The sequence below is a fragment of the Micromonospora sp. NPDC005220 genome (assembly GCF_040607895.1).
GTDB lineage: Bacteria > Actinomycetota > Actinomycetes > Mycobacteriales > Micromonosporaceae > Micromonospora.
The window spans coordinates 17,447-30,397 of record NZ_JBEXHP010000017.1; the positions used below are offsets into that span (position 1 = coordinate 17,447).

The 12,951-nt window shown below is 70.0% G+C and carries 7 protein-coding genes and 2 pseudogenes; 4 read left to right on the forward strand and 5 right to left on the reverse strand.

Annotated features, from left to right (window positions below; translation table 11 throughout):
* The first annotated feature begins 623 nt into the window (after nucleotides 1-623).
* Nucleotides 624-2,399 (forward strand): family 43 glycosylhydrolase, encoded by a 1,776-nt coding sequence (locus tag ABZU52_RS10460; protein WP_354970823.1) that lies wholly within the window; start codon nucleotides 624-626, stop codon nucleotides 2,397-2,399.
* 344 nt (nucleotides 2,400-2,743) lie between these two features.
* Nucleotides 2,744-4,129 carry an endo-1,4-beta-xylanase gene (locus ABZU52_RS10465; protein ID WP_354970775.1) on the forward strand — a complete coding sequence of 462 codons (1,386 nt, stop codon included), beginning with the start codon at nucleotides 2,744-2,746 and terminating at the stop codon, nucleotides 4,127-4,129.
* A 54-nt stretch (nucleotides 4,130-4,183) separates the two neighbouring features.
* Here the strand turns inward: ABZU52_RS10465 and ABZU52_RS10470 are convergent, their stop codons facing one another.
* From ABZU52_RS10470 to ABZU52_RS10480, 3 genes are all read right to left on the reverse strand, one after another.
* Nucleotides 4,184-7,069, reverse strand: a complete 2,886-nt coding sequence (locus tag ABZU52_RS10470; RefSeq protein ID WP_354970776.1) for a glycosyl hydrolase — start codon at nucleotides 7,067-7,069, stop codon at nucleotides 4,184-4,186.
* A 155-nt stretch (nucleotides 7,070-7,224) separates the two neighbouring features.
* Nucleotides 7,225-7,623 carry a hypothetical protein gene (locus tag ABZU52_RS10475; protein WP_354970777.1) on the reverse strand — a complete coding sequence of 133 codons (399 nt, stop codon included), beginning with the start codon at nucleotides 7,621-7,623 and terminating at the stop codon, nucleotides 7,225-7,227.
* A gap of 40 nt (nucleotides 7,624-7,663) precedes the next feature.
* Nucleotides 7,664-7,816 carry a hypothetical protein gene (locus tag ABZU52_RS10480; RefSeq protein WP_354970778.1) on the reverse strand — a complete coding sequence of 51 codons (153 nt, stop codon included), beginning with the start codon at nucleotides 7,814-7,816 and terminating at the stop codon, nucleotides 7,664-7,666.
* A 317-nt stretch (nucleotides 7,817-8,133) separates the two neighbouring features.
* On the opposite strand from ABZU52_RS10480, the gene ABZU52_RS10485 reads away from it, so the two are divergent.
* The gene (locus ABZU52_RS10485; RefSeq protein ID WP_354970779.1) at nucleotides 8,134-8,436 is read left to right on the forward strand and encodes a GNAT family N-acetyltransferase; all 303 of its coding nucleotides are present in this window, start codon (nucleotides 8,134-8,136) and stop codon (nucleotides 8,434-8,436) included.
* Between the two features lie 113 nt (nucleotides 8,437-8,549).
* Nucleotides 8,550-9,266: an isocitrate lyase/phosphoenolpyruvate mutase family protein gene (locus tag ABZU52_RS10490; RefSeq protein ID WP_354970780.1), complete on the forward strand. Its 717-nt coding sequence runs from the start codon at nucleotides 8,550-8,552 to the stop codon at nucleotides 9,264-9,266.
* A gap of 725 nt (nucleotides 9,267-9,991) precedes the next feature.
* Here ABZU52_RS10490 and ABZU52_RS10495 read toward each other — a convergent pair.
* Nucleotides 9,992-10,255, reverse strand: a pseudogene (locus ABZU52_RS10495) (hypothetical protein); the annotation flags it as partial.
* Between the two features lie 1,251 nt (nucleotides 10,256-11,506).
* Nucleotides 11,507-12,855, reverse strand: a pseudogene (locus tag ABZU52_RS10500) (NAD(P)/FAD-dependent oxidoreductase).
* Nucleotides 12,856-12,951 lie beyond the last annotated feature (96 nt).

Sequence of the window (12,951 nt, forward strand, 5' to 3'; positions counted from 1 at the left end):
GGCCGACAGCGGATGCGGTGTGGGTGGTGGAACGCGGGCGCCGTGGACGCCGGGTGCCCACCCTGGCGCCTATCGCGACACATCGATGTGATCGCTAACATAGTTGGTCGTTAACACGCCCGCAACCCCCGCGACGCCACGCCGACCCCACTCGGCGGCGACCTGACCTGGGGGCGCCGGGTCCAGTGGCAGCTATCGTCCGAAACGGACACTCACCGGGCTCACAATCGCCGGAGTGTCACGGTGAGTGACGCATGGCGAGGAATTCTCCTCCGTTGACGCCCGCCCGGTCGCTCAGTACGGTGCATCGTAAATCTTCGATGTCAACGTCGATACATCAAAGCTGCGATGTGGTTACGACGGTCATCCCGTACCCCGCAAAAATCCAGGTCAGATAGGGGAGGGGGTATCCACAAAGATCTGTTAACGCTAACACGGCAGCCGGTTGCTGCTCGACCTGCGGACGGCAAGGCCCGTTCGGGCGACGGTCAGGGCAGCGCTGGCTCGCCGAGTCGGACATCGCGTACCGCGCACTCTCTGTGGGAGCAATCGTGAAGGTGAAAGATCCAGCCACAACCCGAGCCACCCGCCGGGCCAGGCGCGCCATCGCCTGGCTGGCGAGCATGGCCTGCGTCCTGGCACTGATTCCGGGCACGGCCCGGGCCGACAACCCCATCGTGCAGCACATCTACACCGCCGATCCGGCGCCGTTGGTGCACAACGGCCGGGTGTACCTCTACACCGGACACGACGAGGACGGCTCGACGTACTTCACCATGAAGGAATGGCGGGTGTGGTCGTCCGCGGACATGGTGAACTGGACCGACCACGGCTCGCCGATGAGCCTGGCGACGTTCGCGTGGGCGGACGCCAACGCGTGGGCCGGGCAGGTCGTCGCGCGTAACGGGAAGTTCTACTGGTACGTGCCGGTGCGCCAGCGCTCCAACGGGCAGATGGTCATCGGCGTCGGGGTGGCGGACAGCCCCACCGGGCCGTTCCGCGACGCGCTCGGTCGACCACTGGTCGGCAACAACGAGATCGATCCGACCGTCTTCATCGACGACGACGGCCAGGCGTACCTGTACTGGGGGAACCCGGGTCTGTGGTACGTGAAGCTGAACCAGGACATGATCTCGTACTCGGGCAGCGCGACCCGCATTCAGCTCACGACGGCGGGGTTCGGCACCCGTAACGGCAACGCGAGTCGGCCGACGCTGTATGAGGAGGGGCCGTGGGTGTTCAAGCGCAACGGGTTGTACTACAACGTGTTCGCCGCGGAGTGCTGCTCGGAGTTCATCGCGTATTCCACGGCGACCGGGCCGACCGGGCCGTGGACGTATCGGGGAACGATCATGCCGCGACAGGGCAGTAGCTTCACCAATCACGCGGGTGTCGTCGACTTCCAGGGTGGATCGTATTTCTTCTATCACAACGGGGCGCTGCCCGGTGGTGGTGGTTACACCCGTTCGGTCGCGGTGGAGAAGTTCAGCTACAACAGCAACGGCACGATTCCGACGATCACCATGACCACCACGGGCGCGCCGCAGGTGGGCACGCTCAACCCGTACGTGCGGCAGGAGGCCGAGACGATCGCGTGGGGCTCGGGGATCGAGACCGAGGCGTCCAGCGAGGGCGGGATGAACGTCGGTTGGATCGAGAACGGCGACTACATCAAGGTCAAGGGCGTCGCGTTCGGCGCCGGTGCGACCTCGTTCAGCGCCCGGGTCGCGTCGGCCACCAGCGGCGGCCGGATCGAGGTACGCCTCGACAGCGCCAGCGGTCCGACCGTGGGCACCTGCACCGTGGGCGGCACCGGCGGTTGGCAGACCTGGAGCACCACCACCTGCGCGGTGAGCGGCGCGACCGGCACCCATGATCTGTACCTGCGGATGGCCGGCGGCAGCGGCAACCTGTTCAACATCAACTGGTGGCAGTTCAGCGGCAGCACCGGCGGCGGCGCCAACCTGCTCACCAACGGCGACGTGGAGAACGGCACGACCGGCTGGGGTGTGCACGGCAGCGGAACGCTCGCCAGGAACACCACCGTCGCGCACGGCGGCAGTGGGTCGCTGTCGATCACCGGCCGGACCGGCGCGTGGAACGGCCCCAGCCAGGACGTGACCGCCAGGCTCACCAACGGCAAGAGCTACACCACAAACGTCTGGGTACGCGCACAGAGCGGCACCCCGTCGGCGAAGGCGACGCTCTCGCTGACCGCGAACGGCACCACGAACTACCTCCAGCTGACTCCGGCGGTGGGGGTGAACGTCAACGGCTGGACCCTGCTCACCGGCACCACGACCGTGTCGTGGAGCGGCACGCTGTCCAGTGCCGCCTTCTATGTGGAGACGGCGGAGGGCACCGACAGCCTCCTCGTCGACGACGCCTCGCTCCAGTGACGGGTGCTGCCGGAGCCGTGCTCGTACGGCTCCGGCAGCGCAGCGACCTGCCCCCGCCGCTGCGACCGGGGCGACCCCGCGCCGGGCCCGTCTCGTTACGACTTGACGAACAGCATGTTATCGCTCACAGTCGATGGTTGAGGGTGGCCGCACCTGTGGTTCACCGGGCGAATCTGCTGTGGCCCCTCGGAGCGCGACGTCCGCCCAGGGCATGCCGGACGTCGGTTCAGGACTCCCCGCACTGCTGCCGCGACGGCGACCGCTGCTGCCGTCTCCGATGTCGCGCAGGAGCAGATTCGGGCGCTGCGCCTCCATCGCTGCACCACCACAGAGAAGGAATCCGCATGAATCACAGAAGAGCCTGGCGAGCGGCGGTGACCATCGCAGTCACCGGCGTTCTCGCCGCCGGAATGACGATGGCACTGACCTCCACGGCGAGCGCCGGCACGACCCTTCGGGCTTCGGCCGCCGAGAAGGGCCGCTACTTCGGCGCCGCTGTCGCCACGGGCAAGCTGTCCACCAGCGCCTACACGACCATCCTGAACCGTGAGTTCAACAGTGTCGTGCCCGAGAACGAGATGAAGTGGGACGCCACCGAGCCGCAGCAGGGCCAGTTCAACTACGGCGGTGGTGATCGTCTGGTCAGTCACGCGCAGGCCAACGGCATGAGCGTGCGGGGTCACACGTTGCTGTGGCACGCGCAGCAGCCGGGTTGGGCGCAGGGCTTGTCGGGTACCGCGTTGCGTAACGCGGCGATCAACCACGTCACGCAGGTGGCGACGCATTTCCGGGGCAAGATCTATGCCTGGGATGTGGTGAACGAGGCGTTCGCTGACGGTGGTTCCGGTGGGCGGCGTGACTCGAATCTGCAGCGCACGGGGAATGACTGGATCGAGGCGGCGTTCCGGGCTGCGCGGGCGGCGGATCCGGGTGCGAAGTTGTGTTACAACGACTACAACACCGACGGGATCAACGCGAAGTCGACGGGGATCTACAACATGGTGCGGGACTTCAAGTCCCGTGGCGTGCCGATCGACTGTGTGGGCTTCCAGTCGCACCTGGGTACCTCGTTGGCCGGTGACTACCAGGCCAACCTGCAGCGTTTCGCTGATCTCGGTGTGGATGTGCAGATCACCGAGCTGGACGTGATGACCGGCGGCAACCAGGCCAGCATTTTCGGGTCGGTCACCCGCGCCTGCATGAACGTCTCCCGCTGCACCGGCATCACCACCTGGGGTGTGCGCGACTGCGACTCGTGGCGTGGTTCGGACAACGCCCTGCTGTTCGACTGCAACGGCAACAAGAAGGCCGCGTACACCAACGTCCTGAACGCCCTGAACGCCGGCCCCGGCATCCCGACCACGCCGCCGCCCACGACCCCGCCGCCGACCACCCCGCCGCCCACGACCCCGCCGCCCACCACTCCTCCGCCGGGGACGGGTGGCTGCTCGGCGTCGGTGTCACTGAACTCGTGGACCGGTGGATTCGTGGCCACCGTGAAGGTGACCGCCGGCTCCGCCGGAACCAGCGGCTGGAACGTCAGCGTCACGCTTCCGAGTGGTGCGAGTGTCACGAACACCTGGAGCGCGACGGCCAGTGGCTCCACCGGCACGGTCCGGTTCGCCAACGTGGACTACAACGGCCGGCTCGGCGCGGGCCAGGTCACCGAGTTCGGCTTCCAGGGCAACGGCAGTGCCGCCGGCATCACGCCCACCTGCACCGCCTCCTGAGAATGACCGACTGACCGCACACCGGCCGACATCGTGTCGCGACGAACGGATCGGTCAGGAGTACGGGAGCCGCAGCACCGACTGGTTGCCGATGCCCACAGTGCTCGGGTTGTTGCCGATCGCCGACCACACCTCCACCCGCACCGTGCCGTTGCTCAGCGCGCCCAACGTGCCGGTGGCCGAGGAGAGGCCGGCGTTCTGCGTGTAGTGCTCGTAGCCGGGGACCGGGTCGGTGGCGAAGTAGCGTGACGTCTCCACCCGGTCCCAACTGCCGTTGCCGGTGAGGTCGTAGGAGATCCGCACCTGCACGCCGTTGCCGACCGCCGACCCGGCGTCCACGAACAGGTCGAACGCGGTCTGCCCGCCGCCGTACGCGAGGTTGAGGCCGGTCGCCGTGAAGACCTGGGCGTTGGTGGGCGTACCGTCGTGGTTTCCGTTCGCCGCCGCAACCGTCGTGGTGGCCGCGCTACCGGCGGCGCCCAACCCACCCCCGGGCAGCAGATACCGCGTCGGGTTGCCCGGCGTCGGCGGCGGGGTGGTCGTCGGCGGCGGGGTCGTCGGCGGTGGGGGGTCGGTCGGCGTCGTCGGCGGGACGCCGCCGGCCGCATTGCCACCACTCCAGGTGTACGCCCCGGTGGTGGCCGTCTTGCCGGCTCCCACCGTGAGGACGGTGCCGTTGGAGAACGTCACAGTGATCGGCGTCGCCGTCGGGTTCGACGCCACGTAGGTGCGGGCCCCGTTGCGGGAGAAGACCGCGGAGAGCGGATGGTTGCCGGTCACCGTCGTGTCGACGGTGCCGAGGGCGGCGAGGTTGCGGATCCAGTGGAACGTGTGCGCCCGGCTCTCTCCCTCCTCCGGGGTGTAGCCGGGGTTCGCCCGCAGGTTCGCCAGCGCCGTGTCGGCGTCCCCGAGGGCCTGGAACTGCCAGAGGATGTCCTGCCACACGGTCGGTGGCCCGCCGTTGTTGCGGACGAGTTCGGCGTAGTTGGTCCGCACGTACGCCGGGTTGTTGCCCAGGTAGAGGTGACCACCGGTGACCGGGAGCAGGTTGATGCCCTGGATCATCTCCGGCTCGCCGCTGAACCAGGTGGCGTACGCGCCGCCGTCGCCCCAGACCATGCCGACCGTCGAGTGCCCGAACGCGCTGGGGAAGTTCTGGTCGCTGACGTCGAACCAGTATTCCTGGATGGCCGCGGCCTGCGTGGTGTAGAGGAAGACGCCCGCGTCGCGGACGGCGGTGTCGCCGGTCGCCTGCCCCCACTGGATCAGGGCGCTGGCGAAGTTCATCCCCTCCGACGAGGACTCCTGGTTGTTGCCGGAGCCGAAGGAGCCGTGCCCGGACGCCCAGTCGTGACCGGCGTAGATGTCGAAGTCCCGCAGGTACGGGAAGCGGGTGTCGTCGCGCCGGTAGTTGTTGGCGTCGCGGATCAGCAGGTCGACCATGCCGCCGTAGCGGCTGGTGGCCGCCCAGGTCGGGTCGAACTTCGCCAGGGTCGCGGCGGCGGCGATGTAGTAGCCGTAGTGGAAGTGGTGGTCGTTGAGCTCCTGGTCGGACCCGTACGACGCCGGGTAGCCGATCAGGGTGCCCCAGTTGTTGTCGTAGTAGAAGACCCGGCTGGTCTTTCCGCTGGACGCGGTGAACCAGTCGGTGAGTGTGCTGCGGATCGCGTTCAGCGCGCTGTCGCGGGTCGTGACGTCGTTGACCTGGTCGGCGATCTCGGCGATCCGCGCGGCCCGGCCGAGCCCCTTGCCGGTCCAGTAGGTGTCGTTACCGCGCTGGTCCATCGGGTTGGCGCGGGTGGCGGTCAGGTGCCCGGTGAGCGTCGCCAGGTCACCGCCGCTGCCGTCGCCGACGGCCGGCAGCTCCGGCAGGATGCCCTGGAACTTCATGGCGGTGCGGAACTGGTTGACGCCGGTGAGCACCTTCATCCGGCCGCGCGCCGACGGGTAGGTCGGCGTGATCGCGGTGGACCCGCTCAGCGACTTCCACTGGTGCGGGTAGAGGCTGACCACGGTCTGCGTGGCGGTGCCCTCCCGGGCGGTCGTGGTGAACGCGTACGTGGTGGTCAGGCCGCTGGTCGCCGGGTTGTACGCGTACGAGACCTGGGTGCCGGTCACGTGGGCGTGTGCGTACTGGCCGTAGGTCGCGGCCAGGCTGGCCCGCTCGGTGGTGCTCGACGTCGGCGGCAGGAGGGCGACCGAGAAGTAGCCGCGACCGGCCAGGGTGGACGAGATCTGACCGGACGCCACGGTCCAGTTGGCGCCGCTGGGCGCGAACCCGACGTAGTCGTGGCCGTTGACCCGGAAGCCGATGGTGGTTCCGCTGTTGGACCAGACGTCGGGGGTGCCGGCGGTGCTGATCTGCGCGTTGCCGCCGGTGGTCTGGAAGTACGCGAAGGGCAGACCGTGGCCGATGGTCGCGCGCATGGTGCGGGTGCCGTCGCTCCAGTGCGGGCTGACCGTCCAGTCCGTCCAGCCGTCGACCTTGACCAGGGGTGCGCTGAGCCCGGCCACACCGACCCGGATGTCCTGCACGTACGGGTAGTGGTATTCACCGACACCGGTGGCGGTGCCGCTGATCGCGGGGGTGGAGTTGGCGGAGAAGCCGAGCCCGTCGCCGAACGTGTCGTACGAGATCGGGTGGGCGTGCAGCGGCTCGCTGAAGGAGCAGTCGGTGCGCTTCCAGAGCAGCGAGGACCACCAGTCGTTGGTGGGTATCGGCCCGGCGGGCGCGTTGGCGGTGGCGAACTGCCGGGGGTTGCTGGACATCGCGCCGCAGCCGGTGGGGAGCGGGCCGACCGGGGTGGTGGTGTAGCTGCCGGCGCCGACGGGTGCGGCTTCGGCCGCGCGGGTGACGGGGATGGTGAGGCCGCCGAAGACCAGGGCCAGCGCGGTGGCGGCGGCCAGGGCCCATCGGCGGTGGGGGACGGGAGGTTTCATCGTGCCTCCATCGCGCGCCGGGTGCGGCCCTTGCCGGGTCCAGCGCGATGCGTCTGAATTGGGGGGAAGGTCAGGTGAGAGAGCGCTCTCTCGGCCACCGTAATGGAGTACCGAGATCCCCGTCAATGTGTCCAGCGCGTTGCGTGCTGATGTCGCTATTTGCCGGCGCTCTCACGGTCGCCTGGCAGTGCGCCCTCGCGGCCGCTCCGCAACGCGTCCGGCAGGCGCATCCGCCACGCGTCGGTCACCAGCTCGGTCAGCCGGTCCAGGTCGACCGCCGCCAGGCGCAGCAGCACCAGGGGCAGGCCGTCGTAGCCGGGCGTGGTGAAGAAGATCTCGGGCTCCCCGAGCAGGAGAGCCTGCTTCTCGGCCTCGTCGCCGACGAACAGCACCGCGATGTCGAGTCGAATCACCCTCGGCTTGCCGGGTATGCGCTCCGGATAGGACCAGACGAAGCCCTTGTCGGCCACCCGGAAGTCGAAGCCGTCACTGGGGTTCTCCACCGTGTGCGGCAGGGCCAGAGCCACCCGGCGTACGTCGTCCGCGTCAGCCACCGAACCCCCTCGTACCGCGCACCAACCGCATGCGCCGAGATTACGCGGTGGACAGCTCGACGGCGGTGGCCCGGTCGCCGTTCTCCCGGACGTAGCCGACCACGCTCGCGCCGCGCCCGCCGACGAACTCGAGGGTGCCGTTGACGACCATCTGCGGGGGCTTACAGACCTCGGGTGCCGAACGCGCGGGCATACGCCTCCTGCCGCGCGGTGTACGCCGGGTCCGCGCACTGGTCGGGCCACCCCAGACGATCTATTCCGAGGGTCCGGTGAGCGGGGGTGTTGGTGCGTCTGATGGTCGAAGACCGTGCCGGCGACGCCGTCCGAGGCGGTTGACAGGGTAGATCTTGGACAGTTTCCGTTAGCTAACGGGAAGTGTCCAAGATTGCCAGCGATGGCGGGTGAAGCGGCGGCGTTGCGTTTCCCGTTTCGGTGCAGACGATGCGCGTGCGGTCACGTCCCCGCCGGCCTCGCGGCGAGCGCCGCCGGGTCGGGTGGTTGGATGGTCGGGTGCAGTTCACCGTGACAGACGCGCCGGCGCGGGAGCGCTTCGAGGCGCGCGACGAGACAGGCGCGGTCGCCGGGTTCGTCACCTACCAGCTGACCGGCTCGATCATCGCCTACACGCACACCGAGGTCGATCCGGCGTACGAGGGCAAGGGCGTCGGGTCAACGCTGGCGCGGGCCGTGATGGACGACGCGCGCAGCAAGGGCCGGACCGTCGTGCCGATCTGCCCGTTCCTCGCCGACTGGCTGGTCAAACACCCGGAGTACGAGGGCATCGTGGTCCGGTCCACCCGCAAGATCAAGTAAGCGGCGCCCCTGCGGCGGAGCGCGGCGCCCTGCGGCGGCGCAGTGCTTGACTCCAACGGCGGACACACCCCCTGAGCCTCGCCCCCCCGCAGCCCCGTCGGGAGACACCAACGATGACAGCCTCCACCTTCCGCGCCCTGCACCACGACCGTGCCGCCGGCGACCCGCTCGTCCTGCCGGGCCCCTGGGACGCGGCCAGCGCCCGGGTGCTCGCCGACGCCGGCTACCCAGCGCTCGCGACCCCGAGCGCGGGTGTCGCCGCCTCACTCGGTTACGAGGACGGCGCGACCCCGCCGGACGAGATGTTCGCGGCGGTCGCGCGGATCGTCCGCGCCGTCTCCGTTCCGGTGTCCGCAGACGTCGAGGGCGGTTACGGCCTCGCGCCCGCCGAGTTGGTCGGGCGGCTGTTGGAGGCCGGCGCGGTCGGCTGCAACCTGGAAGACTCCGAGGGGCACGCCACCCTGAAGGACCCGCAGCGGCACGCGGACTGGCTGGCCGAAGTGCGCGCGGAGGCGGGCGACGCGCTCTTCATCAACGCCCGGGTCGACACGTTCCTGTTCGGGACGGGTGACCCGGCCGACGCGGTGGAACGCGCCCGCCGCTACGTGGCGGCCGGCGCCGACTGCGTCTACCCGATCCTGGCGCCGCTGAAGGTGCTCCCGCAGCTGCGGGAGGGCATCACCGGGCCGATCAACATGGCCGCCGGCCCGGACCGGGAGTCCATCGCCGAGCTGGGCCGCCACGGCGCGACACGCATCACCTTCGGCCCAAGGATGCAGCGGTACGCGATGGCGTCGATCGGCGACCTCGCGGCCGAGCTGCGCGCCTGAAGCGGGCCGTCACCCGCGCGCCGGCGCTCCGACCCGGTCCCGCCGCCGGTCAGGTGCAGCGGCCTGGTCCCGCCGCCGGTCAGGTGCAGCCGATTTTGCCGACAAGATCGCCCATCATCGTGGATGTAGTGGCATCCGCCGCGCCTGACACCACTACATCCACGACAAGACCGTTTCATGACCGCTGTGGCCGGCTGGTCAACCCGTGCTGGCGAAGGGGCTCCTGGTCGATCACCGCAGGTGGAGCGAGTAGCTCGCGCCGATCGCGCGGTTTCGGGTGTCGACGTGGGTGGAATGCACCTTGTGTCGGGACAGAAAGTGCAAGGTCGCGGAGCAGGGGCAGTGCGGGCGCGGCGATCATGCAGTTGTGGTGCCCGGCTTAGCGGTTTACGGGCGTTTTGTTGCCCACCACAACTGCATGATCGGCGAGGTGGCGCCGGTTGACGAACAGCCGTTCCGCCTAACGCAACGGCGTTGACATCCACGATCGAGCACGATCTTGGAGTGCGGTGCATCGCTCGCCGTGTGCTGAGGGCGTGGGTGCACGGGCGCTCGCTGGGGTGATCGACTCGGGTTTCTGCCATCCGGGGTGTCCGGGTCGGGCGCGGTTTCCTGAATGCCGAGTGGATCACCGGTATGGCCGGCGTCGGAGGCGTCGGTAGCTACGGCCGAGCCCCCGGCGCGCCGTCGCGATGGACGGCTGCCGGGGGCTCGAATGCAGGCGGTCAGGCCGGGTTGCCGTTCGGCAGCACCGCGGCCATCTCGTCGCCGGCGCCGGCGAGCACGCGTGCCTGCTGCGGCCAACTGGCCAGCCCAGGTGCGGCGCGCAGCCCGGCGGCCCGGATCAGGTCGCGCAGCGCCGGCTCGTCCAAGTCGCCGAGTTGGCCGTACGTGCGCACGCCAGCGTCCTGCAACGCGGCCGCCATCTTCGGCCCGATCCCCTGAATCCGGCGGAAGTCGTCGGCCGGGCCCGTCGGGTCGGCGTCGACGCCGCTGACCGCAGTGTCGCCGGAAGGGACCGGAGTGGTCGCGGCGGCGCTCGGCCGGACCGGAGGCGTGGCCACCGCCGACCGCTCGGCCTCCGCTGCGGCAACCGCAGGCTCGGCGTGCACGGAGTCGGCGCGCACCGGCTCGGCGTGCACGGAGTCGGCGTGCGCCGGCTCGGCGTGCACGGAGTCGACCTGGACCGGCTCGGCGTTCACGGAGTCGACCTGGACCGGCTCGGCGTTCACGGAATCGGCGTGCACCGGCTCGGCATCGGACGGTCCTGCGGTCGACAGTGCGTCTGCCGGCGTCGGGTCGAGCGACGTGGCCTTGGTCTCCGCGTCGTCGGCCGACGTCGTGTCGGCGGACGCGCTGTCGGTCGAGGTGGTCGTGGCCGGCGCGGTGTCGACCGGGGTGGTCGTGGCCGGCGCGTCGTCGGCCGGCGTCGTGTCGATCGGTGCGGTGTCGGCGGACGGAAGGTCGTCCGCCGGCTGGCGGGGAGCGACCACGGCCGTCGGGGCGGGCTGCTCGTCGACCGTGACCGGCTCGCGGGCCGGTTCCACGGCCGGTTCGGCAGCGTCGGACCGGTCGGAGACCGGTACCGGCGGCGGGTCCTCGGTCAGCGCGATGTCCGCCGGGTCGACGGCGCTCGGGGTGTCCGCCGGCACGGGCACCGGGGTGGGACCGTCCGGTTCGGTCATCGCGGCCGGCGCGCTGACCGTGTCGACCGGTACCGGCTCGTCGGCGACCGCGGTGGGTGCCGGGTCGACGGCGGCCACGGGCCGGGCCTCGTCGGTGGTGGCAGCCGGCGTGGGTGTTTCGATCACGGCCAGGCCGGCGACGGGGTCACCATCCACAATCGAATTGCCTGGTACGCCCCGCCGGCCGCGCAGCAGCCACCCGGCGGCCAGGCCCAGCACCAGTGCCAGTACCACTATCAGTGAGTGTCCGAAAGACCACGCCACGGCGAACCTCCCTCTCAGCTCGTTGGAAAAGTCACGAGAAAAACTCGCCGCAGCTTCGCACACCCGTATTGCCGACGACAGACAGGATCGGCCGTCAGCGTTGCGGGTGGGCCAGCCACCTCAGCCGGTGCCTGCCGGGTGACACAGCGTCGCCCGATCACCCCGAAACCCGACCGATGAGATCGGGCATGGAGCGCGCCACGTGTGGATCGGTCGGGCGGTGCGCGCCGGACACGACGAGACCCGGGTCCCGGCGGGGAACGCCGAGCCCGGGTCGGGCAGCCGCGGGGTTCAGTCCTGGTCGCCCTCGTAGGTGTGGAAGTCGTCGACGAACCGGCGACGGAGCCGGGGGACCCGGCTGGTCACTCCGAAGTAGCCGCGTGCGCCGAGCAGCGCGAGCCGACCCACCACCGGCCGGTACATCCGGTCGTCGCCGTTGGTGCCGCTGCGGTTCAACGATTCGGCGACCCGCGCGAAGCCGTACGGCGCCATCACCGCCTCATAGTCGGCCACCGCCTGGAGCAGCGTCTTGTCACCGGCGGTGGCGCGGAGGAGCTGCTCGCAGAGCAGGCGTGCGTCGCGCAGCGCGGTGTTCGCGCCCACGCCGCGACCCGGGGTCATGGTGTGGATGGCGTCGCCGAGCATGATGACGGTGTGCTCTTCCAGGGCGGCACCGGCTCGGACGTGGACACTTTGATCGGTAGGGCGCTGGCCGGGTCCGCGTGGGTGAGCAGCTCCCGCAGATGCGGGTGCCAGTTCGAGGTGAGGTCCAGGGCGACCTGCACCAGGTCCTCGCCGCGGCGTTCCATGATGTCGGCCGGGAACCGGCGGGCCGTACTCCAGATGATCAGGTTGATGTTGTCGGTGGTGGTGTCGTGCGCCAGCCCGGGCCAGTCTCGTAGCCGGGCCGCGTCGGCCTCGCTGACGCCGGGCTTGATCGCCCGTTCGGCGTCCCACTTGAACTCCATGACGTGCAGCACGCCCATCATTCCGCCGACGCCGAAGATCAGCGAGATGCCCTGCTGGACCCGCTCCGGAATGAGACCGCGGGTGTACGGGGTCAGCGGGATTCGGGTGGCGATGTTGATGGTCCCGGCGTCGCGGGTGACGGCGTGCGGCAGGTACTGACGGCGTACGGCGGAATGGGTGCCGTCGGCCGCCACCAGCAGTTCGCCGGTGGCGCTGGTGCCGTCGGCGAAGTACGCGGTGACAGTGCCGTCGTCGCGCTGCTCGTACCGGATGAAGGTCTTGTCGAAGTGCACCACGTCGTCCAGGCCGGTCAGCAACACCTGGCGCAGCACCATCCGGGCCACCGAGTGTTCGGTGCGCACCGGGTCCGCGCTGGGCCGCAGCGCGAACGACGCGGTCTGGCGGAGGCCCTCGGTGACGACGTTGAAGTAGTTCGGCGGCCGGGCGCAGGTGGCCAGGAAGGTGGCGAACAGCTCCGGGGACAGGCACTCCCGCAGCGCCCGGCTACCGGTGGGGCCGATGCCGACCCGGTAGCCGAGCAGCCCATCGGCGCGGTCACGGTGCCGTTCGTAGACGGCGACGCTGATCCCGGCGCGGCGTAGGCCGTGCGCCAGGCACAGCCCGCCCGTGCCCGCGCCGATGATCAGGACGTGCGGTGGCGCGGCGGACATGTCAGCGGGCCGGGTGCGCGGCGGGTGCCTCGGTGCCGGCCAGGTGCGCCGTTGGCGCGTCGGTGCTGGCTGGGCGCGCCTCCGGCGCGTCGGTGC